Genomic DNA, 23834 nt, shown 5'->3' with positions numbered 1-23834 from the left:
AGCTTATGATAAAATTCCCATTAGGAAAATGGCAAAAGTTACGGTCATTGCGCCACCAAGTCTTACAGCAACTTGAGCAAATGGCATTAATTCCATACGGTCCCCAGCACCTAAAATAGCTAAGGCACCTGTCCCACCTTGTCCACTACAACATGATACGGCAATAGCTGTATCTACTGGATATAAACCTAAGGCTTTTGATACAAAGTAAGCTGTAGCCACAATTGCTAAAACTGTTGCAATAATAGTCAAGATAGCTGCTGGACTATTAAATACTTCGATTAATTTATTCCAATCTGTTTTGGCAACACCGACACCAAATAGTAACGGTGGCGTAATACCCTTAACTGTAAATCCATATAAACTGTTTCCACCCTCTTCAATCTCTTTAGGGATGAAACCTAACATCTTAGCACCCATAACAGATACTAATAAAATAACAGGAGATGGGATATGGAAACCAACATATGTTTTAAAGATATGCTCTACCCATACTGCTAAGAAATAAATTGAAATAGCAACAACACCAGCAATCAATGTTTGCTCGATATTAACTTCTACCTTACCACCTTTAAGACTTGCTAATTTTTCTTCATTAGGATCATCAATCAATTTACCATTACCAGTTAAATCAGGACGAACATCACCTAATTTTTTAAGAGCTCCTGCACATAAAACGGCAACTAAACTGCCTAACATAACACACGGCAAGATTTGTCCAAAAATACCATCTTGATCTTTAGCAATAATTGCTGCATAACCCATTGAAAGTGGCATCGCACCTTCACCAACACCACCAGCCATGATTGGCGCAACAATGAAGAAATAGGTTTTCCAAGCTGACATACCTAACATCATCCCAACACCTGTTCCAACTAATGACCCAATAATGTCACATAAGATTAGAATAATAATAATTCTAGAACTTGCTTTAATCAATGTGTGACGGTTCATTGATGCAATACTACCTACTACTAATAATGTAATAAAGAACATTAAGAAATTTGTATTATTCATAAAGTCACTTACAACTTTAACTGTACTTTGAGGTAACCAATTCTTATAAACCATAAATGCTGGGAAGAATGTTACTACTAATACTTTCCCACCTAGTGAATTAAGAACTGGAATATTTTTTCCAATTTCTTCTAATAAATAAGCAAATACCGTCATGATACCTAATGCTGCTAACATATCATTTTCAGGTACTTTTTCTGCAAATGTCATAAGAGCATAACCGATAGCTAATAATAAATATAATGGCAATGGAATGAACCCAATTTTAAATCCTTTTAATTTTTCAACAAACGTCTTTGTTTGTTTTGTCTCTGTTTGCGTTGACATTATAACGCCTCCTCTTTTTCTTTAAAATTAACGATAGCATCCGTTACAGCCTCAACAACACCCGCATCAAATACTCCGGGGACTAACTTTTCAGCCGTTGGTTCTGAAACTAACCCTGCAATTGCTTCTGCTACAACTACTTGAAGTGGTAATGTAACAGCATTAATTTTAGCTTTCAATAATCCTTTAAATAAACCAGGAAAAGCTAAAATATTATTAATCTGATTTGGATAAGCCGACGAGCCTGTTCCTATTAAATGGGCACCACCTTTTTTAGCTTCGTCAGGTGTAATCTCAGGTACTGGATTAGCTAAGGCAAAAATAATAGGGTTTTCAGCCATTGTAGTTACCATAGCACTCGTTACTAAGTTTGCATCTGATAATCCGATAAATGCATCTTGACCAACTAGAGCCTCTTCTAACGTATTAGCGTCTACTTCATAATTGATACGTTCTACCAACGCTTCTTGATAAGGATTTGAACAACCCTTTCCGTTACTCAAGACACCCTCAATATCAACAAGTGTCATTTTAGTAATGCCAGCAGCATGTAAAAGATTAGCTGTAGCAATACCTGAAGCACCAACACCATTAATTAGAACTTTCATTTCAGACAAATGTTTGCCCGCAAGTTTTGCAGCGTTCAATAGACCTGCTAAAACAACAATAGCTGTTCCTTCTTGGTCATCATGGTAAACAGGAATAGATAACATTTCTTGTAGACGGTCTTCAATTTCAAAACAAGCTGGGGCTTGAATATCTTCTAAATGAATACCAGCAAAGCTTAGCTCTAAATTTTGAATCGTTGCAACAGCTTCATCAACACTTCCTTGTTTAATACAAATTGGAAAGGCATCTACATCTGCTAAGGATTTATATAATAACGCTTTCCCTTCAACGATTGGTAAACCTGCCTGTGGTCCAACATTTCCTAACCCTAAAACAGCGGTTCCATCTGTTACCACCGCAACAACTTTGCCACTAATTGTGTAATCACGAGCTAAATCAGGTTCTTTTTCAATTAATTTGCTCAAACCAGCAACCCCTGGGGTATAAGCCAAGGCTAAATCATGACTATTTGTCACATTAATCTCATCTTTGATACTTAAAACACCCGTGTGTTTTTTATGTAAATCTAATACTTCTTGTTCCATTCAACTTCCTCCTTTTTTAAGTATTTAAAAAATTTATTAAATATTTTGAAATATTATAAATATTATTATAAACTTTTTTTCAAAAAAGTAAATAACTATATCTGTTTTTAAATAACTTTAAATAATCACACTACAAACTTTAGTCAAGATTTGCTATACTATTAATAATCTGAGAGAAAAGAAGTGATTTTATGGACAATAATCTTGATAATGACGAACTATTAGTGAATCTTTCTGAAGATTACTATTTAAAAAATATACCCATCACTGACTTAACAAAAAAATATAACTTAAGTCGTTATAAAATATTAAAAAACTTGGAACAAGCAATTGATACTGGCGTGGTATCAATCACAATCAATTCTCCTTTTTCAAGAAATAAGGAATTAGAAGCCTTTTTCAATCGACAATTTCAAACAAATGTAAAAGTTTTAAAAAACACAGAGAATATTACCGAAGACGACGGACATTTCTGGGACTTCTGTGCCAAAACAGTTCAATCTCGTATTGATCAATCTCAAACTGTAGCTCTCTCATGGGGAGATAGTGTATACAAGGTCATAGAACAATTTAAAAACGAAATTCGTGAAGATTTAACATTCACTCAATTTATAGGTGAAGTCGGAAAATACCATTCTCTTGCCGGTTCATTAAGATTGGTTCAAAAAGCAGCTAGTAAATTCGAAGCCAATTACCTAACCTTAAGTGCCCCTCTCTATATTATGAATGATGACGTTCGTGAGTTACTTGCTCTTGAACCGATTATCAATACAACATTATCAGCCGCTAAAAAAGCTGATTTACTTTTGACAGGATTGGCCACTCCAAGCTCTATTACAAGTGTTGATGCTTGGAATCAAAATAAAGAGCTTGTTTTTGGACCCCAATTTAAGGAAGCTATCGGTATGGTGTACGGGCGCCCCTATGACATCAATGGACAATTCCTAAATCAAGCACATGACAAAACGTTCGGTTTAAGTCTTGTAGAGATTTTACAAATTCCTAAGCGAATTGCTATATGTAATAATAAATTCAAGGCCAACCCTTGTCTCGGAGCACTAAATGGGAATTTCTTTACAGACATGATTATCGACGAAAAAACAGCTTTAAAAATTATGCAACATATAAAGCGTGGTCAAACTATTACAACTTAACATGTCAGACCAAACAAAAAAACACCCCCTTAAAAAAAAGTGGGTGTTTTTTTATATTTCACAAGCCTATCAACTGATATCAGTTCTCATTTGTGATAAAATAGATAAGGTAAGGCTAGACTTAAAAATGAAAGGAAATACCGCAATGAAACTTAATTTATCAACAAAAGATTTAATTACTACTGGCGTTTTTTCTGGTTTATACTTTGTAATCGTTACAATTATAACTTTCAGTTGCATGTTCTTGTTACCTGGTCTAGGTAATTTCTTACTACCTAGTGTCTGCGCACTTCTTGTAGGTCCAATCTACTTTGTTCTTTTAGACCGTGTTCCTAAATTTGGAGTCATCACTATTCTTAGTTCTGTGATGGGTGTCTTCATGCTTTTAACTGGTCATTTCCCATTATCATTTATACCAAATTTTCTATTCGGTATTTTGGCAGATTGTCTCACACATATAGGATCGCGTAAAAAAATTAAAGATTTAGCTGGCTACATTTTATTCAGCTTTGGTTTAATTGGACCGTTGCTTCCACTTTGGTTTATGAAAAATCAGTATATTAACGATTTAGTTCGTCGTGGAAAAGATACAGCTTACATCGATCAAACTTTTAGTTATGTAACTAATAGCTTTTTAATCATTATCATTTTACTGATTCTGTTACTTTCAATTGTTGGTGGGTTATATGGACAAAAGATGGTAAAAAAACATTTTAATAAGGATGGTCAAGAATGCCTGGATTAATTTTAGACCCTCGTATTAAATTCTTTATGATTATAATTGGCAATCTTGCCTTTCTATTCCATCTATCCTTTACAAAGCAAGCACTTTTAATCGGAGGTCTTGCTTTTTTATTGCTTATAGCTAAGAAATACCGAACACTTTTTACAACACTTTCGATACTACTTGTGCTGGTAACACTCTACACACTTACCTCCACATCTCACGAGTATTTTTTCGCAAGTGCCGTAGCCGCTTTTTCATTAGGATTAATTAAACTTATGCCGACTATGATGGCTGGCATCTACTTGATTAAAACAACGACTGTATCAGAATTAATTTTATCACTCGAAAAATTAAAAATACCAAAAAAATTAGTGATTCCTCTCTTAATTATGATACGATTTATACCGCACTTTCTAAGCGATGCCAAATCTGTTTACCATAGTATCTGCCTTAGATTAAGTTCTAAACCTTTTTTTAAGCGTTTTTCATGGGAAGCTTTTTTAATCCCATTGCTAAACTCTGCTATTACAAGCGCCGAAGAACTCACACTCGCAGGTCTATCTAAAGGTCTCGATCGAACTAATCCACGTACACAGCTGCAAACATTACAATTTAAAACACTTGATGCTTGTGTAGTCATAGCATCACTCATGCTTTTAATTTTATAGTATAGAAAGGAAGCACTATGATAGAGATTCAAAACATGGTCGTTCAATTTAATAAAAAAAAGCCAGTACTTTCTATTGGGCACCTCTCTATTCCAAAAGGACAATTTGTAGTCATTTGCGGGAAAAGCGGGTGTGGCAAAACAACCCTTACTCAGTGTTTAAATGGTCTATTACCGATTAACCACCCTAACGCTTTCTCTGGAAAATGTTTTGTAGGTGATCAAGAACTGGGAAAAAGCACACTTAATGATTTTTCAGAAGACATAAGCTCTGTATTCCAACAACCGCGTACACAATTTTTTACAACACAAGTAAATGACGAACTCACATTTGCTGCTCAAAATTTAGGGCATTCTCCTGAAGAAATCTTGCAAAAAAGAGAAGAAGCCATTTCACTCTTTGATTTGACACCACTTTTAAACCGTTCAATGTTTGATTTATCCGGTGGTGAAAAACAACTTGTAGCTTGTGCAGCGGCTTATATTCAAAACCCGAAGCTTATTGTTTTAGATGAGCCTAGTAGTAATCTTGATTTTGAAAACACAAAAAAACTAGCTGCTATCCTTACTACGATAAAAGAAAAAGGAACAACAATTGTTATATCTGAGCACCGACTTTCTTACCTGAACGAATTAGCAGACCGTTACCTTATCCTAGAAAAAGGAAACATTACTCTTGATTTAGCTAATGATGGCTTTAAAAAACTAGGCGAAAACTACCGAAAAGAAATCGGCCTTAGAACGCTTGAACCTTCTCATCTAGCTATCAACAACCTAGATAAAGTTGCACCTGATACTAAACTAGATGGGAAACAACTCGTAACAGGATTCTCAGGAAAACCCAACGTTATCACAATAGATAACATCAGGTTTAACTCAAACCGTGTCACGAGTCTAATGGGGCATAACGGTGCAGGAAAAAGCACTCTAATTAACTCGTTAGCTGGGCTAAAACGATTCAAGCATGGGACCGTCCATCTTGATGATAAACAATTAAAAAAGAAAAAACGCATGAAACAATCTGTTATGGTTATGCAAGATGTTTCGTTACAATTCTTCTTCGAAACAGTGAAGCAAGAATTACTATTTAATTCACCTGATAAAGAAAAAGTAGACCATGCTCTTTCTTTATTTGATCTTGAGCACCTACTTAACCATCACCCAAGGACATTATCTGGTGGTGAGAAACAGCGCTTAGCACTTGCTACCGCGTACCTATCTGAAAAACCTATCATTATCTTAGATGAACCTTCAAGTGGGTTAGATTATTATCATTTAGTTAAAGTAGCCTCTGCTATTCAGGAAATAAAAGAAGCTGGTAAAATCGTGATACTTATCACCCATGACTTGGAACTACTTGCACTAACAACCGACTCAATCATCGAACTTGAAAAAGGCTCGGTTGTCGCAGAGTATTCGCTTACTAATGAAACTCTAAATCAACTAGCAGATTCTTGTCTCTAAAAAAAATAAGCCCCCTATTATTGGGTGCTTATTTTTTTTAGTAAATGATACATGTCGTCGTAAGATGTTACATGATACAAATCATGTTCACCCTCTTCAACTAGCTGTTTCTTTTTATTTAACCAGATTGGCGTGATAGAACTATTCCACGCTCCTAGTACATCATTCTCATAAGAGTCTCCTATATAGAATGTAGCGAAATCTTCTAAATGATGCTCAGATATATAATACTCAAACAACTCTTTTTGAGGCTTTATCCAGGGCGTATCCGCTGATACTAATATCGTTTCCCTCTCCATCAAATCTGACACTTGAAGGGCCGCTAGTTTATCACGTTGCTGTTGAGAATAGCCATTTGTTATGACTCCAATAAAGTGACCTGCATTCTTCAGCTCTGTTAAGCACGCTCTCATACCATGAGCTAATATAAGGTTTGACTGTTCTTTTTTATATAACGTATCAATAGAATTTGTATCCTCTTCTGTCAAGTTAAAGCCAAAATCCTGAAAAGCTAAACGAACACGTAAACTGTCATAATAAAAACGTTTATCGGGATACTTTTGAATGGTTTCAAAATTTTGATCCCCATAGTAACGACTCTTGATATATATCGAATGTAAAATAGTATCAGGTATTGACGACAATGGTTCAGTTCCCGTATACGTACCTAAAAATAAATCAAACCCTTGTTTGAAGGTTAAAAACTGATCGTATAGCGTATCATCTAAATCAAAAATAAACGCTTTTCTTTTCATAACCATTCCCCTTGTCCCTCTTATATTACTTATAGTATAACATAATAACTATCTCCCTTTTCTCATGTAATACAGACCCATAGCAATGCTTATAACAACAAATATAACAATAACCGCTGCTGAAACAACTGGTGCAAAGAAAATTGAAACAACCATTAGCAAACCTATAATTAAAAAGACATACCCCATCACTCGATTATATTCCTTCATAACAGATGACGACTTAACTTTTCTAAACGGCCGGTTACTAGAACTATAATTACCACGTGTTTTAGGTAGATAGTTTCCAATAATCATAAAGATAAGACCTAAAACAAGACAAATCACAACACGAATATCAACAGGTTTATTTAACCCTACCGCTAGTGTTAAACCATATACGATAAAACTTAAAATCGGAATAATCCATTTAAAAATATAATCAATTTTAGGTTTATACCCTGCTTCTTTTTTTCGATCACTCATCACACAAGTAAATAACTGAACAGCTGCCATAAAGAGTGGCAACAAGAATAATGTGACATTTTTACTTGCAAATCCATCTGCGACGTTATTAATATCAAAATGTATGGCCATTCTTTCAGGTAAGTCTTTATAAAAATACAAGCCCGCTCCTATTGGTAAAAGAGTAACCACACTTGTTATTATCGCTGTTTTCCAATCTACTTTTTCCATCTTAATTTCCTCCCAAACGTTGAATCCATACTAGAACGTCCTCAAAAACTGATAGATTCAACTCATAATAAATAAAATTCTTCTCTTTACGTTTTTCAATCAATCCTGCTTTTTGCAATTGAGATAAATGATAAGATACCGTCGCATTGGTCAAATCAATGCGCTCTGCAATATCCCCTGCGGATAAATCGCCACCTTTTAACATCTCAAGAATCTGTCGCCTGACAGGATCTGAAATGGCTTTTAACGTTTCTGACATCCCCATATTTTCTTACTCCTTTCTATTTAGAAGTTTTTCTAATTAGATAACTTTCTAAATAGAGTGTAACATTGGGATTATAAAAAAACAACACCTATTTAGAATAAAATCTAAATAGGTGTTGTTACTGCTATTAGTTACTTAAAAACCAATTACGCCAAATATAATCATGATGCGCAATAATTTGTTCTGCTGATAAAATCTCGCTATCCGAAGTCGTGTGCAACCCCGGGGTAACATAACAGTTAAAGCCACTACCTTGAGCAAATCGAATCGCCGTATCCACACAATACTCTGTTTGCGCTCCACAAAATTCAATTGAATTTATTTCCTCTTCTTTTAAAATATCTAAAAGAGTTGTGTTATAAAAAGAATTCGCCGTTTCTTTATCAATATAACTATCCGTTGGCTCATTCTTTAATACTGAAAATAATTCCCAGTCTTTGCTGCCTTTAACTAAATTACTATCATTAAAATGTTGAACAAAAATAATTGTCTTACCCGCTTCACGGTATAAATCAATACGGTCATTCACACCTTTTATGATTTTATTTAGTTCATACAAAGGAGCTTCTATCGTATGAACCCCTCTTTGTAAATCAATGACTACCAATGCATCTTGTATCATGTTACACCTCACTTATTATAGAAGAACACAATGATTTATAATTGTTTATTTTGGGATGATTTTAACCCTACACCTAATAAAATAACAGATAATGCTAATAAAATAAAGAGTGGAGATAACCAACTATTTGTTAAATCATGCAACATACCAAACATCAATGGTCCACAGGCTGCAAGTAAATAACCAATCGCCTGTGCCATACCAGATAACTCAGAAGCTTGATGCGGGCTTGATGTTCTCAAACTAAAGAACATCATTGATAAACTAAAACAGAATCCCCCACCATTTCCAATCAAAGCAGCAGCTATATAATTAATAATAACTGAATCTGAAACTATAATACCAAATACACCGACAATGATACTACCAACACCTACAATAACTAATAGATATTGTTTTTTAACTTTTGTTGTTAAAACTGGTACAAAAAATGTCGCAGGAATAATAAACAATTGTAATACAGTTAAGATCAAACCTGCACTCTCTGCCTTAATTCCCTTATCTGACAATATAGCAGGCAACCATGCAGCTAACGTATAGAAAACTAAAGATTGAATTCCCATAAATAAACTAATCGCCCATGCAAGTGACGAATGCATAAGTTTAGTTGATTCCTCTTTACTTATCGACAAATCAACTGTTGTTTTAGTCTTGAGTTGTGGGAACCATACACATGCTGTTACAAGTGAAAGGATCATCCAAATAGCTAGTGCTCCTTGCCATCCCATTCCACCTATCTTTGAAACGGGTAGACTAATACCCGATGCCAATGCTCCAAACGTCGTCATTGCAACAGAATAGGCTCCGGTCATCATTCCAAGTTTATCTGGAAAATAACGTTTCACCATACTAGGTAATAGTACATTACCATGCGCTATGCCAATTCCAATAAATACCGTACCAAAAAATAAACTGAATGTTGAACCAAGCGAGCGAATTATAATTCCAACTGTCAAAAATAATAAGGCAACAAATAATACTCGCTCAATACCAAACCGTCTCTCAATTTTTGGTGCTAGCATTGAAAATACTGCAAAGGAAACTAAAGGGGTCGTTGAAACCAATCCTGTTAATGTCCCATTCAAATTTAACTCACTACTAATTTGATTAACAACTGGGCCTACCGAAGTAATTGGGGCCCTTAAATTCGTTGCAACCAATATAATGCCCAGCATTAATAAATACTGCTGTCTTTTTCTTGTCATACTCTTAACTCCTCCTTAAAAAACTCAACTCTATGACCTTAACACAAAGGAATTAAGCGGGTCAATCGTTTGGACTCAAAAAAAAAATACCGAAAGATCGGTATTTTATTTTGCTTCGTCCATTTTAAGTAATGCTAATAATGGCAACATTGGTCTTGCTGAAAATGCAGAATCTGATTGGTGTTTTTTTTCAAATTTTGAATTTATAACATATGAGTTATTTACTTTCAGCTTACGACCAAAGTATCCCTCACACTCTTTTGTTGTTTCAGGGCAACTACGTTGATCCTTTTTCAAATAATCATACAAAATCTCATCTACACTCGATTCATTATTGATTTGTGTCACATATGAGAAGTACTTTTTCCTAGAATTTTTATACTGCAATTCCAATGCAATTGGATATAATTCAACCAATGCTTTCTTATAATACAAGTGACAATACGATATTAAAGCATCAAATTCAGAACTTGATAACAATTGTTCACCATTTAAAATACGTCTATAAAGCAAGCCTACTTCACGGTGACTTGCTAAACCTAAGTCATTGATAAAACTATTAATTTGAGCGTACTCTTCAATTGTAGGAATAGACTTGGGTGTTGGGAAAGCTTGTGGTCTAACACCTAACAATTTGAGCTGTGAACGCTTCAAACGAAGCGCACGTTGGTCTGACAAAGCTTCAATTGTTAAACACTCTAAAGGAATGCCACGTTCATATGCAACTGTTGCTTTATGATGACCATCTAAAAGGCCGCCTAGAAATCCAGTAAACGACAGAATTAGTCCTCTACCTAAATACGATTTATTACGATAACTCTCTAAACATTTATCCGAAATAGTTTCTTCATTTTGAGTGGGTAACATGTAGGCCAAGCGTTTATCTGCAAAAATGGCATCTCCCTCAACTGAGCCATAATAAGTATCTACAGAGGCTTTTAATTCTTTATTTTTAATTTCTGAAGAAAATAGTTCTTTTTGACCATAAGTTGGAAAAATAGTTTTTAAAGATATTTTATAAAATCCAGACGCCATCATTCCAAAAATATCCTCATTAATCTTCAAAAGTTCATCAAACGTTGCCTCTTCTTCATTCATTATCATACGATAATCATCTGATTTGGTAACAATACGCTCTGGATTCGTTACATTCGCATAATCTTCTATAGTTTTTACAGTTGTCTCATCCACATTTACATCGGACTCTGCTAAAAGAACCTTCGTACCATTCAACTCTAACGACAATCCATTTTCCTCACCAATTTGTGACACAGTCGTTTTTAAATTTCCTAACCCATTTTCAACTTTAATAATAACACTATCACTCATTAAATTTAAATCTAACTCTTCCTCATATGAATCATAATTCAAATATTGAACTTTTGGTTTTTTCTTTCCAAATAACTTAATCACTGCTAACAACTCCTCCTAAAACAAATAGAAATCTCGTTAAATTTTTAACGCACCTTTTATATACAAAAAATCCGGATAAATTTAATTTTTTACACTTTTTTAGCTCTATATGAATATAACACTATATAACACTCATACATTGAATTAAAAATACCATTTGCTACTTTTATTGTCAATGCGTTTAAATACCGTTCAATAAAAAAACTTATTGTATATTTTAAAATAGTCATAAAAAAATAGAAGAACTTTTTTCGTAGTGAAAAAAATTCCCCTTTAGGTCATCCTCCAAAGCTAGAAAGTGATCGTTTTATCCGCCCATTCCACCATCTCCACACAATCAAACATTGTAGATATTGGACATACGGATTCCTCTTCTAACTGTCTTGATTTAAGGCATGTTCCACAAGCTAATAGTTCTCCACCTAATTTTTCAAAACGTTCCATCTGCTCTTTAACATTATAAACAGCATGTTCTATAAGCTCACATTCAACTGCTTCACTCATCAAAAACACTTTAACTTCATGTTTTTTTTCTAAAGACGCACACGCAAACCTAAAACCATTCCACGCTTTTTCTGGTTCCTTTGTTTCAATCAAAACGCCAAATTTCATACCTGACACGCTCCTTTGAATAATTATAATGTTTAGTTTAACACAACACCGTTCTTATTTGTTTCTTTTACTAACTTTTTACAATTAAACCCACAAAAAAAAGAAGCCTTTGGCTTCTTTTTTTAATCTCTTTTACGTGATCGTGATGATTTAACATATATAAATCCAGCGCCAGCTATTACTATACCACCTAAGATAGAAGCGATAACACCTGTTACTTTTCCTTCTCCTGTTTGTGGTAAAGCTGTGCTATCTTTTGATGATTTTTTAACTTCTGGTCTAGTTGATGTTGAGTGAGATTTAAACTTCGGTCGGTCTGGTTTATTAAACGAAATACTTGGTTTTTCTTCAGTTAAAGGCTCAGTTTTATTGTGTTTACTATAAATAAACTGTACTTCTTTATCCTTGTCTCCAATAACCATTTCCAACTCTGTTTTTAATTTTGTTCCCTCATCTAACGGTGCATCTTCACCATCTATTTTAACGGCAACTAATTTAACTAACTCTTTTAATTTAGCTGATTTAGCAAGGACTTTTGCTCCTACTTTACCACTTAAAATAATACTTGGCGCATATTCTGAACCATCTTTCATAACATACGATACTTTAATTTTATGTTCTTCAACTTCAGGTGTTGGTTCTATTACTTTTGGCCCATAGATAAATTCGACAGTTTGGACAGATGCCGTAACGGTCATCTCTAACTCTTTATCGTTACGTTCATCTAGCAACTTATCGTTAATTTTTATCCCTACTAATTCATCACCTTTTTTAGGCTTAATTGGTTTAGGATGGACTTTATCGCCAATTTTTCCACTTAGTTGTATTGATTTAGCGTATTCCTCACCATTATTATAGCTATACATCACTTTTACAGGTTGCGCATCTAATAAAGGTAATTCCGTAATTAGCTTCGGCCCATATATAAATATAACCGATTGGGCAGTAGGTTTTATTTTCAACTCTACCGTATCATTAGTTTTAACTACTTGTTTATTAATCAAGACACCTACTAAATCATAACCTTCTTTTAGCGCACTTGACTTAGCTTTAACAACGTCACCATTCTTCCCTTCAATTACTGTTGTTTTATCATATTCTTTACCATCTGATGTAATATGTTTAACCGTAATAGGCTGAGCTGTCACCTCTGGTAATTCGACGGTAATATCTGGTCCATAGACATAGGTCACTGATTGTGCTTGTGCTGTCACCTTGATATCGACCGTTTCCGCTGGCGTTACCCACTTGTCGCCAACCTTCACACCGACTAATTTGAATCCTGGTTTTAATCCAGCTTGTACCGTAGTTAAAACGTCACCGATAGCCCCTGTTTTAACATCGCTTGGGGCATACTCTTCACCCGTGGTTAATACATGATGGATCATAACTGGTTGACTCTCTAATTCAGGTAATTCTATAGTTAAATCGGGACCATAAACATACGTTACGGATTGAGCAGTTCCTGTTAGAGTAACATCTGTGCTCTCAATTGGTTCTAGCCAATTATTATTAACTTTAACACCTACAATACGGTAACCTTCTTTTAATGGTGCGGCTTTTGTTGTTACTTTTTCACCGCTTGTTCCTGTTAATATTTCGGTTTCAGCATATTCTTTTCCTTCTGTCGTGACATGTTGAACACTTACAGGTTGAACATCCAATTCAGGTAATTCAATAGTTAATTTAGGTCCGTAAATAAAGACAACACTTTGGGCACTCGCTGTGACTTTGACAGGCACTGTCTCTGACACTTTTTGTAATCTATTATTAACTTTTACACCCACTAGTTGATAGCCTTCTTTTATCGGAGCAGCTTTAATATCAAATATTTCCCCTATTTTCCCTTCAAATACTTCCGCATCAGCATATTTTTTACCTTCGGTTGTTATATGAGTAGCTGTTATTGGTTGCTCTGTTAGCTCAGGTAACTCAATCACCAATTTGGGGCCGTATGTAAATTCTACTTTCTGTTCAACTTTAGTTATTTCTAAGTCCAAGGCTTCTTTTACTCCGACTTCTTTACCGTCAACCTTAACACTTACTAATTGATACCCTTCTTTTATCGGAGCTGATTTAACCGTTACTTTTTCTCCAGCTTTACCTTTTATTTTTTCAATTGGCGCATAGTCTTCACCTGAAGATACTTTATGAGTGACTGAAATAAATTCAGCTTTACCTTCTACTGAGACACCTGTTTTAACAGCCTCTGTCGGAACTAATTTATCAGCTGCTGCTGCAACAGTAAACCATGCTTTTTTAACGTCACCCACTTTTAAATCCCAAACGCTTTCCGGTACTCCCATTTCAAATAACACACGACGAGTACTCCCTGCTACCCACTCTTTATCTTTCTTATCAAAAATCAATTTAAATGATTTCATCTCAGAAAAATCTTTAACATCTGATTCACTTATCCATTTAGCGTTCTCACCTTGAATCGGATTTTTAATTGGGTCTTGACCCGCATAATCTGTATTGACATCTAATTCACCTACAGTATTAGGATTTTTAGTTGTGCTGTAAAATACACTAACTTTATCTTTCCAATCTTCTGGTAGCGTAATTGCTTTTTTCAAGCTAAGCTCAAATTCAGACTTTCTTTCTTCACCTGTAATCAAAGTAGAGTCATTTAATGACGGAACACTTCCCATCAGGATAAAATCATCAAAGACTTCTGAAGATGTTTTATGAATATCCATCACACCAGTTACCGTATCACCAAGATCTGCTTCATTGATTCCTTCGGTTACTGATACATTTTTATTATTAAAGCTTGTAGCTATGATTAAGGCTTCATCTCTAACAGAAACGTATTTTTTATCATTCTTTAAAATAAACTCTTTTGTATCCCCATCCTTATCAATATCAAATACATCTTCAACTTTTTTCGTTCCCAATTCTTGACTTGATTCTGGCACCTTTACTTTTTGATCTTCTTTAATCGTTGTAAACAACTCAAAATTAAGTGTTTTTGGTGCTTTTTCAACATCAATATGAACGGGTAGTGATTCTGTCAGATCAGCTTTGGGTACAATCCGTTCTGCATCCCATTTAATATCAACTAACTGTTTACCCTTACCCTGAAAATCATTCTCAATTACTTTGATTGAGTGAGTTAAATCTTTAACCGCACTTTCATCTAATGTTATGCCTTTTGGTAGCGCCACAAAACTTTCAAATGGGCCTTTAATTGTAGCTAAACTTGATTCATCACTAACCAATGATACTTGAACTTTATTATCACCAGAAATAACAGTTTCATCTTCTGCTGTTTGAGTTAGCCCTACAGTTGTATTGATAACTTTATCGTCACCCTCTGGATAAGCGACAACATTTGCAGAACGAACACCCATATATCCCAACCATTTGTCATTTCCCGGAATATAGTCATTGGTTAAAAAGTCAAATACACCTTTTTCACTGTATTTATAGATAGCACCTTGACTAGAAAAACGGACACCTTGAGCTTGGACAGTTGCATGATTAGTAATCTTACCAAAATACTCTTTTTCAGGTGTTGTACCAAATGCTACAGTAGGGCCATACATACCTGCTGGTGCGTAGTTAAATTTCAACATGATTTTATCTACTTTTTTACCTTTTTCAATACCTAAGACTTTTGGTGTATAATTATTTCCAGGTTTCACATCTTTATAGTTAGGTTTCTCTCTAAAGTCAGCTTCATCTGTATACTTAACATATAAATCATAATTAGGTTGCTTAAGGAGAGGAACATTTTCTGGATACGAACTATTCGGACGGTAATCAGCACTACCTGCTGCAAATCCTGTGAATTCTAGATGTTTATCTAAATCGTAGACAACTGTGTAGTCTTTCATATCATTAGTTAAGTGTGGACTATTTGTCATTCCAGATGTCAACATGACTTGCCAGTTAAGTTGGGCACCTTCATAAACATCAGGATCTGGATTATCAGATTGTGTCGACACATTTCCATGCCCATCTAAAGCACCACGATGCGCAATCGCATAAACTCCACCGTCCGTGACTGGAGGAGGATTCTTTGTATCGTCCGGTCCAACCATTAACGAGCCATCATGATTAATTGATTTAAACTCGCCACCTACAAATGTGGCAAATGCTGTAAGACTTGTCATTAATGATTCAAATACTTTTGCATCTTCAGCTACTTTTAATTTTAAAGAAAAATCATGCCCTTGTAATACACCTTCTTTCTTTCCTTGTTCCTCATAAGAGGGTGCGGGTAAGACCCAAGTCAATTCTTGTTTACCGTTATTAGGACTACCAGGTACATTGATCACACTGACTGTAGGTTTTGGCTGATTATTTTCCATCGAGACAAAAGTCAACCCTTCATCCAGTATTAGACTGTAAGTTAAATCAGTTCCTTCTTTAATATACTCTATTCCTTCTTTTACTTTCGGACTTGTTATATTAAAATTCCAAACTGCTTCTTCACCTGGAGCTGGGATTTGTACTTTTGAATCGTCGCCAACTTTATGGCTGAATTTATTTGTTAATGCAAACGTTGCTTCACTCAGAATTGTAACAACTGCTTTCTCTGTTTTAGACCGCGCACCATCTATTTCGAGTTCTCCATTAACTGACAATTTTGTACCATTTGGTGTAATTCCGTTTTTTGTTTTAAAACTCAGCTTTTTGTTAGCCGAAATACCTTTTGTTAGTTTTTTAAAATCATAGCGAAGCGTTCCATTTTTTAGAACGGGTGTCACTTCTTCGATTGTTAAGTCCTTTAAAGATGTTGCTAATTCAGCTTTCTCAGGTAGTTTAACTACTAATGTGGCCGTTGTGGCTTTAACTGGCTTAGAAATATTTAACTTTAATCTGAATGGGGCAACTTCACCCGCTAAAACGTCTTTTACCTCACTCTTCAAAACTACTGAATTTAATGATAAGCTTTTTTTACGTTTCGTTTTCTTTCTATTTTTTTGCTCTGAAGTTACGTCATTCATTTTAGAATTTGTGTTAGTAGCAAGGCTTGTCGACGCATTCACCACAGGCGCAGAGACTAATAAAGCTGTATAAAGCATATAACTGTATTTTTTCATTTTTTTCTCCTAATCTAATCATCTTCTATAAAAACAGTATACCGATAATTAAACGTCTCTTTTTTTTAATTTTTAGGTAAAAACCTTAAAAAAAAACAGTTTTTCAGAATTATGAAAATGCTATCTTAACATTATTGCACAAGAACTTTTTTTCGTTCACATTCGTTCGTTTTAAAGTTGAATATTGCATACATTTATACTAAAACTCATGCTAACATAGACCCATAAACTACCTTGGAGGATATAAAACATGTTACTGTCTTTATTTATCAAAAAAAATGAACTAAAAATACTCGAATTAATTAACCAGTTGAGTTTTTCGGAAACTATTGACCAATTAACTCTTTTAGAAGAACTTAATATCACACGAACTTCTCTTTCTCGCTATATAACAATAATAAATGATCAGCTAAAATTAGCTGACTTCGATCATTCTCCAAAGATAGTGCGCTCATCCGGTGGTTTTCACTTAACATATGAAAAAGAAACTAACTTCGCCCCTTCTGAAGCTCAAACAAAACATGATATGATCATCATTTTCCTAAACTACTTTTTACAAAATTCATATAGCTATTTTATAGTTAAAACGTTGATACTTCATCAAGAGGTATCGTCTAATAAACTTATAAAAGATATAGCGATTTCTCAAAGTTATTTAGCTACTGTCATAAAAAAAACAAATGAAAAATTAGCCCCTTTAAAAATACAAATTTTACAGCAGAATAAAAAAACGACCTTAACTGGTAGTTTTCCAAATATATTAGCTTTTCAATACCTTTTTCTAGATTTTTACCAAAATTATGGTGGCTCAAGTTCAGCTGAAGATGCTATAAATACTAGTTACTCTACATTGACATTTGAAGATTTAATAACAAATACGCAACTCTTACGCGGTTCGTTAAATTTAGAAAATCATGATTTAACTTTCTTTTTAAACTTATTCTATAACACGTTAAAAAAGAATAGCTCTCTTCATGACAAACATTTCTATAAGTATTTAGCAGATAAAGCCCTTAGAAACAGTAGTTTTTATATTAAACAGTTTCTAACTGAACAAGTATACACCCCTCAAGAAAAAAACACCTTAATAAAAAAATTAGCCAGTGGCGAGTCTGTTCTTTTAGCTAGAGCGCATGAAATTAGTAATTACTTTCAACACATCACAGGTCTTTCTAACAATAAAGAAACATTATTTTTTGATATTTTATTAAAATTAGTCAACTTAGAATTATTTGATATGACAATGAATAAAGTTATATCTGATCCTATCTTAATTCATACCTATGACTTAGAAACACTGCATGACTATTACAAAAATGAAGTAGACTTGTCTGAAGATACACGCCTCCTTCTAGAAAACAATATGTCATTTTTCAATATATTATTAAATAATTTTTTCCAATATGACTACGCAACAACGTTAACAATTGCTTTTGACATTAAACAAAATGCCTTTCTTACAAAACACCTTACCTTACTCGTGTCCAAATTGTTTGCCGCATCTGTGAAAGTAGTCCCAAAAACATCAAAACAAATTGATCTTTATATCTCTAACAAGTTCAATCTAGCTCCACCTGCTGAGCACTTCTTTTATTTTGCAAATACATATACTGAAGAAACGTTAGAAGATGTTACTCGTTCTATCACAAAATTATATATCAGAAAAGTCATGGCCGAAAAAAAATTAGCTGCTAAACTAGCAAAAGTCCCACCTATTCATAAATAGGCAGGACTTTTTTGTATTAATTTAAATCAACCATATCACCAGTTTCGCGGTAGACACTCCATTCACAGACATTCGTAATATAGTCTCCTATACGCTCTAAGTAATGTCCAATCTTTTGATACTCTGTCACAGTTAAAATACTTGCAGGTTCGACTGTCATTTTTTTCACACTTGTATCATAAAAGTGTGAGTAAAGAGCAGCAACTTCTTGATTATGACTGGCTATTTCCTTGGCAAAGGATGAATCACCTTTAATAAACGCCTCAATCGCTTCTTCACCCATACTGTAAATAATATCTCCTACCGCCAGTAATTGCTCTTCAATTTCAGGATAGCGTGGTTTATCTTCAAGGAGTAATACAGCTTTACCAATACTTGCCGCATGATCTCCTATTCGTTCTAAATCTGAACTAGCTTTCATCACTGAAATAATTTCTCTGAGCGCTTTACTTACAGGTTGCTGTAACGCAATTAATTCGATGCATTTTTTATCAATCTCAAGCTCTTTTAGATTAACTAGCGAATCCCCTTCTATTACGCTTGTTGCTAACTTTAAATCCCCTTCTTGAAACGCTTCAAGGGACTCTTTAACTGCCTCATTAACTAAACTAGACATTTCAACCATTGCTAAATTCACGCGATTCACGCGTCTTTCAAGTCTATCTTTCATCATGACACACTCCTATTCTAATTTACCTGCTAGATAATTTTCAGTTGCTTTCTTTTCTGGATTTAAAAAGACTTGCTTTGTTTTGCCTACCTCTATTAATTCTCCTTTTGAGAAAAACGCTGTGTAGTCTGAGATACGAGCCGCTTGTTGAAGGTTATGTGTGACCATGATAATCGTATGCTCTTTTTTTATTTGATCTAACATATCTTCAATCGCTTTAGTCGAAATTGGATCTAAAGCACTTGTTGGCTCATCCATTAAAATGATATCCGGTTTCATCGCCAATACCCTTGCCATACAAATACGTTGCTGTTGCCCACCTGATAATTTATCTGCTCTTGTTTGAAGTTTATCTTTAACCTCGTCCCAAATTGCTGCTTTTTTCAAACTAACTTCAACAGCTTCATCTAGCACTTGCTTATCTTTAATACCATCTACTCTTAAACCATACACGACATTTTCATAAATTGAAAATGGAAAAGGATTGGGTTGCTGAAAAACGAGACCCACTTTTTGTCTAAGTGACGTTACTTTGGCATCAGGTGCATAAATGTTTTTTCCATTTAAAGTAACCAAGCCTTCTACTTTCACAGAAGGTATCAAATCATTCATCCGATTTAAGGTTTTTAAAAAAGTGGATTTACCACAACCGGATGGTCCAATCAACGCCGTGATTCCTTTGTCAGGAAAATCAATTGACACATTTTTAACAGCTTTCACGTCTCCGTAATACACACTTAAATTTTCTACTTGTAATGACATGTCATTCTTCCTCTCCTAACCAAAATCACCTGTAATATAATCATTTGTTAATTCTTTATCAGGATCTGTAAAGACCTTACTTGTTGGGTTGTACTCGATAAGCTCTCCGTATGAGAAGAAGGCGGTATAGTCGCTTAAACGGGCAGCCTGAGCTAAATTATGGGTTACCATAACGATTGTGTACTGACTCTTCAATGAATCAAGTGTCATTTCAATTGTTTTGGTTGAAATCGGATCTAGTGCACTTGTTGGTTCATCCATCAAAATAATATCTGGTTCCATAGCTAACACACGGGCGATGCACAATCGTTGTTGCTGTCCACCTGATAATGACAGTGCACTTTCAGAAAGTTTATCCTTCACTTCCTCCCACAGACCTACTTTAATCAACACGTCTTGAACAATTTCTTGGAGCTTCTCCTTATCATGTAAACCGTGACGTTCCAATGGAAATGTAATATTTTTTTGAATACTCATTTTAAAGGGGTTAGGTTTTTGGAATACCATTCCTATTTTTTTACGTAAGATATACTGATTAATAGCACGCTGGTTAATGTTAATCCCTTGATACATAATCTCACCAGTTACAGATCTTCCTTCTGCCGTATCATGCATTAAGTTCAGTGATTTTAAAAAAGTTGATTTCCCACAGCCAGAAGGGCCAACCAACGCTATAATTTTATTTTGAGGAATTTTCATTGAGACACGTTTTACTGCCTCAAAGTCTCCATAAAAAACTGAAAGGTCTTTTGTTTCTAAGACATAGTCCGTTTTAGTTTCATCCATTGCCTCATACGCTCCTTATCGTGATAACCTTTTTTCTAATAAATTACCTAAAACTTTTGCCAGTGTATTGAACAGTAAGATAATAATAACCAATACTGCCCCTGCTCCTGCTGCAACAAGTGGACCATCAGGCATCAAGCCTTCACTGTTTAATTTCCAAATATGAACAGCTAATGTTTCAGCCGGTCTAAAGATATTAAGTGGGCTTGCTGGATTCATTGGATTCCAAACTGTAAAGTCTAAAGCCGGTGCACTTTGCCCTGCAGAGAAAATCAGAGCTGCCGCTTCCCCAAATACACGTCCTGCTACAAGGACTACTCCCGTCACAATCCCTGGTATAGCAGACGGAACAACGATTTTCATTATCGTTTCAAATCGACCTAAACCAAGTGCCAATCCGCCATCGCGTTGGGCCTCATCCACACTTCTAATCGCATCTTCCACCATACGTGTTAGGAATGATAAGTTTAAAAGTGACAGTGAAAATGCCCCTGCAATAACTGAAAACCCAAAATCAAACTTAACAACAAAGAGTAAGTAACCAAACAACCCAATAACGATTGAAGGAAGTGAACTCATCACTTCTATTGCCATTCTAAAGAATCGTGTTGTTCGTGTATCCTTTGCATACTCAGCTAGATAAATCCCTGCTCCTAATGAGATTGGAATACAAATCAGTAATGTTAAAATCATGATATACAAGGAATTAAATAGCTGAATACCAATTCCGCCACCTTCTTCAAATGCTTTGGACACTGAAGTTAAAAATTCCCATGATAAAGCAGGTGCTCCTTTAACGAGAATATAAATTAAAAAGGTTGCAACTAAAGCAAAAACACCAAGTGTAATCGTACTTAAAAAGAACGTATTTAAACGGTCTAACTGTTGTTTTCTCATATTAAATCGCTCCTTTCTTACTGATACGTTTGATAATTAAATTAAACACTAATGACATTGTTAAGAGAATTAAAGCTAACGTCCATAACGCATCATTCTCAAATGTTCCCATAATTGTATTTCCCATACCTAATGTTAGGACACTGGTTAAGGTTGTTGCTGGTGTGATTAAGCTATCTGGCATCACAATGGCATTACCGATAACCATCTGAACAGCTAACGCTTCACCAAAGGCACGTGCCACACCGAAAATAATTCCTGTTAAAACACCAGTCTTTGCTACTGGCAACGTCACACGGTACATTGTTTGATAATTCGTTGCCCCCAGTGCTAGTGATGAATGCTTCAAATGACGTGGCACACGTTTAAAAGCATCTACTGTCATACTAATAACAGTTGGTAAAATCATCAGTGCTAGAACTAACCCCCCAGCTAAAATACCAAAACCACTGCCTCCAAATTGATTACGAATGAATGGGACAATAACAGATAGTCCTACAAATCCATAAACAACAGAAGGGATACCTACTAGTAATTCTAAAATCGGTTGTAACACATAACGCCCAATTTTAGGAGCAATCTCAGTAATATACAACGCCACCGCAATTGCAAAAGGCGTTACAATTAGTAGGGCTAACAAGGTAACCGATAATGATCCGGCTAACATCGGTAAAACACCTACCAAGCGAAAACCATCTGCTCCTGTTTTACCTGGCGACCATTTTGTTCCTGTAAAAAATGAACGGATGCTTACTTCATCATTAAAAAATAACGGTAAGCCTTTGCTACTTATAAAAATAAAAATTGCTAACACAGCACCTGCTAATGCGATAATTGAAATAAGACTCAGACTATAGCCAAATTTTTCTCGTTTCGATTTTGGCGATTGCTCCAACAACTCATGCTTTTTACTCATCTAGTTTTGACCTCCTGCTATCGGCATAACCTCACCTGTTTGGTCCCGTTCTACTTCCATCTCTGAAATCGGGATATAACCTAATTTTTTAAAGACTTTTTCTTGAATTGGTTTTGATAAGACATATTCGATGAACTCTTTCGTTTGCTCGCTTGCATCTTTTTGCGTATACATATGTTCATACGACCAAATTTTCCATTTGTTAGTTTTAATCGTTTCAGTCGATGCTTCAACACCGTCCACTTTTAAAGGAACCACTTGCTCATTGATATAAGGGATCGCCATGTAACTAATCGCACCTGGTGTTTGTCCGACTATCTCACGAGTCATCCCATTTGCTTCTTGCTCTTGACTTGGAATAACTTCTTGATTAGCTAACCCATACTTTTCAAAATTAACGCGTGTTCCACTGCCTTCCGTACGGTTAACAACTAAAATCGGTAAATCATTGCCACCTAATTCTTTCCAATTCTTAAGCTGACCTGCAAATATCGCACGTAATTCCTCTGTGGTAAGAGAGCTCACACCATTTTCTTTATTTGCAACAGGGACAGTTCCTACCACTGCTACTTTGTGATCAATTAGCTTATCGCCATCAATCCCTTTTTTCTCCTCTGCGAACACATCTGAATTTCCTATTTCAACAGCGCCTGCTTGAACTTGACTTAATCCCGTTCCACTACCGCCGCCTTGAACATTGATAACCTTCCCTTTATTTACTTGCATAAAATCATGGGCAACGGCTTCAATTAACGGTTGAATTGCTGTTGACCCTACTGCTGTTGTTGAATCAGGTTTCGCTCCACATCCTCCTAGAACAAAAACTAAAGCGAGTAACATACCCCATTTTTTCACATTCATACCCTCCTACATCTCTTCTTGCTAACCCAACTATACAAAAGTGATGTAAAAAGTTAGCCAGTCTTTTGTAAAATTAATGTAAAAAAAAGTGTAAGGATATTATCC

21 protein-coding genes are annotated in these 23834 nt (G+C 35.0%); 5 read left to right on the top strand and 16 right to left on the bottom strand.

The features are described 5' to 3' along the window. Nucleotides 1-3: 3 nt before the first annotated feature. Nucleotides 4-1344 carry a 2-hydroxycarboxylate transporter family protein gene (locus tag OL233_RS02050; protein WP_275470700.1) on the bottom strand — a complete coding sequence of 447 codons (1341 nt, stop codon included), beginning with the start codon at nt 1342-1344 and terminating at the stop codon, nt 4-6. Then, nucleotides 1344-2498 carry an NAD(P)-dependent malic enzyme gene (locus tag OL233_RS02045; protein WP_275470699.1) on the bottom strand — a complete coding sequence of 385 codons (1155 nt, stop codon included), beginning with the start codon at nt 2496-2498 and terminating at the stop codon, nt 1344-1346. Before OL233_RS02045 ends, OL233_RS02050 begins: the two co-directional genes overlap by 1 nt. A gap of 191 nt (nt 2499-2689) precedes the next feature. On the opposite strand from OL233_RS02045, the gene OL233_RS02040 reads away from it, so the two are divergent. The 4 genes from OL233_RS02040 to OL233_RS02025 all read left to right on the top strand — a co-directional run bounded on the left by OL233_RS02040 (nt 2690) and on the right by OL233_RS02025 (nt 6510). Beyond that, complete coding sequence (locus OL233_RS02040; RefSeq protein WP_275470698.1) at nt 2690-3652, top strand: sugar-binding domain-containing protein; 963 nt, start codon at nt 2690-2692, stop codon at nt 3650-3652. 145 nt (nt 3653-3797) lie between these two features. Then, nucleotides 3798-4397 carry an MptD family putative ECF transporter S component gene (locus OL233_RS02035; RefSeq protein WP_275470697.1) on the top strand — a complete coding sequence of 200 codons (600 nt, stop codon included), beginning with the start codon at nt 3798-3800 and terminating at the stop codon, nt 4395-4397. Further along, a complete protein-coding gene (locus OL233_RS02030; RefSeq protein ID WP_275470696.1) occupies nt 4385-5047 on the top strand; it encodes an energy-coupling factor transporter transmembrane component T in 663 nt (220 codons plus the stop codon). Before OL233_RS02035 ends, OL233_RS02030 begins: the two co-directional genes overlap by 13 nt. 17 nt (nt 5048-5064) lie before the next feature. Further along, nucleotides 5065-6510, top strand: a complete 1446-nt coding sequence (locus OL233_RS02025) for an ABC transporter ATP-binding protein (protein WP_275470695.1) — start codon at nt 5065-5067, stop codon at nt 6508-6510. Between the two features lie 17 nt (nt 6511-6527). Here the strand turns inward: OL233_RS02025 and OL233_RS02020 are convergent, their stop codons facing one another. From OL233_RS02020 to OL233_RS01985, 8 genes are all read right to left on the bottom strand, one after another. Continuing rightward, on the bottom strand, nt 6528-7265 hold the full coding sequence (locus tag OL233_RS02020) for an HAD family hydrolase (RefSeq protein WP_275470694.1): 738 nt from the start codon (nt 7263-7265) through the stop codon (nt 6528-6530). A 48-nt stretch (nt 7266-7313) separates the two neighbouring features. Then, nucleotides 7314-7940, bottom strand: a complete 627-nt coding sequence (locus OL233_RS02015) for a DUF1648 domain-containing protein (RefSeq protein ID WP_275470693.1) — start codon at nt 7938-7940, stop codon at nt 7314-7316. 1 nt (nt 7941) lies between these two features. Then, complete coding sequence (locus OL233_RS02010) at nt 7942-8205, bottom strand: autorepressor SdpR family transcription factor (protein ID WP_275470692.1); 264 nt, start codon at nt 8203-8205, stop codon at nt 7942-7944. A 127-nt stretch (nt 8206-8332) separates the two neighbouring features. Continuing rightward, nucleotides 8333-8827: a cysteine hydrolase family protein gene (locus OL233_RS02005; protein ID WP_275470691.1), complete on the bottom strand. Its 495-nt coding sequence runs from the start codon at nt 8825-8827 to the stop codon at nt 8333-8335. 35 nt (nt 8828-8862) lie between these two features. Next, a complete protein-coding gene (locus OL233_RS02000; RefSeq protein WP_275470690.1) occupies nt 8863-10032 on the bottom strand; it encodes a CynX/NimT family MFS transporter in 1170 nt (389 codons plus the stop codon). A 105-nt stretch (nt 10033-10137) separates the two neighbouring features. After that, a complete protein-coding gene (locus tag OL233_RS01995; protein ID WP_275470689.1) occupies nt 10138-11445 on the bottom strand; it encodes a hypothetical protein in 1308 nt (435 codons plus the stop codon). A 291-nt stretch (nt 11446-11736) separates the two neighbouring features. Further along, nucleotides 11737-12057, bottom strand: coding sequence for a DsrE/DsrF/TusD sulfur relay family protein (locus OL233_RS01990; protein WP_275470688.1), 321 nt, complete (start codon nt 12055-12057; stop codon nt 11737-11739). Nucleotides 12058-12179: 122 nt separating this feature from the next. Further along, on the bottom strand, nt 12180-17111 hold the full coding sequence (locus tag OL233_RS01985; protein WP_275470687.1) for a MucBP domain-containing protein: 4932 nt from the start codon (nt 17109-17111) through the stop codon (nt 12180-12182). A gap of 250 nt (nt 17112-17361) precedes the next feature. Between OL233_RS01985 and OL233_RS01980 the strand changes: the two genes are divergently transcribed. Next, nucleotides 17362-18837 (top strand): helix-turn-helix domain-containing protein, encoded by a 1476-nt coding sequence (locus OL233_RS01980; protein ID WP_275470686.1) that lies wholly within the window; start codon nt 17362-17364, stop codon nt 18835-18837. 16 nt (nt 18838-18853) lie between these two features. Here the strand turns inward: OL233_RS01980 and phoU are convergent, their stop codons facing one another. Genes phoU through OL233_RS01950 form a run of 6 tightly spaced genes read right to left on the bottom strand, consistent with a single transcriptional unit; the run spans nt 18854 to nt 23723 of the window. Beyond that, a complete protein-coding gene (gene phoU, locus OL233_RS01975; protein WP_275470685.1) occupies nt 18854-19510 on the bottom strand; it encodes a phosphate signaling complex protein PhoU in 657 nt (218 codons plus the stop codon). A gap of 9 nt (nt 19511-19519) precedes the next feature. Next, nucleotides 19520-20269: a phosphate ABC transporter ATP-binding protein PstB gene (gene pstB, locus OL233_RS01970; protein ID WP_275470684.1), complete on the bottom strand. Its 750-nt coding sequence runs from the start codon at nt 20267-20269 to the stop codon at nt 19520-19522. A gap of 15 nt (nt 20270-20284) precedes the next feature. Beyond that, nucleotides 20285-21055 carry a phosphate ABC transporter ATP-binding protein PstB gene (pstB, locus tag OL233_RS01965; protein ID WP_275470683.1) on the bottom strand — a complete coding sequence of 257 codons (771 nt, stop codon included), beginning with the start codon at nt 21053-21055 and terminating at the stop codon, nt 20285-20287. A 15-nt stretch (nt 21056-21070) separates the two neighbouring features. Continuing rightward, nucleotides 21071-21952 carry a phosphate ABC transporter permease PstA gene (gene pstA, locus OL233_RS01960; protein WP_275470682.1) on the bottom strand — a complete coding sequence of 294 codons (882 nt, stop codon included), beginning with the start codon at nt 21950-21952 and terminating at the stop codon, nt 21071-21073. A 1-nt stretch (nt 21953) separates the two neighbouring features. Then, nucleotides 21954-22868 (bottom strand): phosphate ABC transporter permease subunit PstC, encoded by a 915-nt coding sequence (gene pstC / locus OL233_RS01955; protein WP_275470681.1) that lies wholly within the window; start codon nt 22866-22868, stop codon nt 21954-21956. Next, nucleotides 22869-23723 (bottom strand): phosphate ABC transporter substrate-binding protein PstS family protein, encoded by an 855-nt coding sequence (locus tag OL233_RS01950; protein WP_367618485.1) that lies wholly within the window; start codon nt 23721-23723, stop codon nt 22869-22871. Nucleotides 23724-23834 lie beyond the last annotated feature (111 nt).

Source organism: Vagococcus proximus (assembly GCF_029143285.1).
In the GTDB taxonomy this organism is placed as follows: Bacteria; Bacillota; Bacilli; order Lactobacillales; family Vagococcaceae; genus Vagococcus_D; species Vagococcus_D proximus.
Note: the sequence above shows the minus strand (reverse complement) of the source record. Positions and strands in the feature narration are given on the sequence as shown.

Coding starts and splice junctions, on each gene's coding strand:
- OL233_RS02050 (WP_275470700.1), bottom strand. CDS start 1,344: ATGTCAACGCAAACAGAGACAAAACAAACAAAGACGTTTGTTGAAAAA.
- OL233_RS02045 (WP_275470699.1), bottom strand. CDS start 2,498: ATGGAACAAGAAGTATTAGATTTACATAAAAAACACACGGGTGTTTTA.
- OL233_RS02040 (WP_275470698.1), top strand. CDS start 2,690: ATGGACAATAATCTTGATAATGACGAACTATTAGTGAATCTTTCTGAA.
- OL233_RS02035 (WP_275470697.1), top strand. CDS start 3,798: ATGAAACTTAATTTATCAACAAAAGATTTAATTACTACTGGCGTTTTT.
- OL233_RS02030 (WP_275470696.1), top strand. CDS start 4,385: ATGCCTGGATTAATTTTAGACCCTCGTATTAAATTCTTTATGATTATA.
- OL233_RS02025 (WP_275470695.1), top strand. CDS start 5,065: ATGATAGAGATTCAAAACATGGTCGTTCAATTTAATAAAAAAAAGCCA.
- OL233_RS02020 (WP_275470694.1), bottom strand. CDS start 7,265: ATGAAAAGAAAAGCGTTTATTTTTGATTTAGATGATACGCTATACGAT.
- OL233_RS02015 (WP_275470693.1), bottom strand. CDS start 7,940: ATGGAAAAAGTAGATTGGAAAACAGCGATAATAACAAGTGTGGTTACT.
- OL233_RS02010 (WP_275470692.1), bottom strand. CDS start 8,205: ATGGGGATGTCAGAAACGTTAAAAGCCATTTCAGATCCTGTCAGGCGA.
- OL233_RS02005 (WP_275470691.1), bottom strand. CDS start 8,827: ATGATACAAGATGCATTGGTAGTCATTGATTTACAAAGAGGGGTTCAT.
- OL233_RS02000 (WP_275470690.1), bottom strand. CDS start 10,032: ATGACAAGAAAAAGACAGCAGTATTTATTAATGCTGGGCATTATATTG.
- OL233_RS01990 (WP_275470688.1), bottom strand. CDS start 12,057: ATGAAATTTGGCGTTTTGATTGAAACAAAGGAACCAGAAAAAGCGTGG.
- OL233_RS01985 (WP_275470687.1), bottom strand. CDS start 17,111: ATGAAAAAATACAGTTATATGCTTTATACAGCTTTATTAGTCTCTGCG.
- OL233_RS01980 (WP_275470686.1), top strand. CDS start 17,362: ATGTTACTGTCTTTATTTATCAAAAAAAATGAACTAAAAATACTCGAA.
- phoU (WP_275470685.1), bottom strand. CDS start 19,510: ATGATGAAAGATAGACTTGAAAGACGCGTGAATCGCGTGAATTTAGCA.
- pstB (WP_275470684.1), bottom strand. CDS start 20,269: ATGTCATTACAAGTAGAAAATTTAAGTGTGTATTACGGAGACGTGAAA.
- pstB (WP_275470683.1), bottom strand. CDS start 21,055: ATGGATGAAACTAAAACGGACTATGTCTTAGAAACAAAAGACCTTTCA.
- pstA (WP_275470682.1), bottom strand. CDS start 21,952: ATGAGAAAACAACAGTTAGACCGTTTAAATACGTTCTTTTTAAGTACG.
- pstC (WP_275470681.1), bottom strand. CDS start 22,868: ATGAGTAAAAAGCATGAGTTGTTGGAGCAATCGCCAAAATCGAAACGA.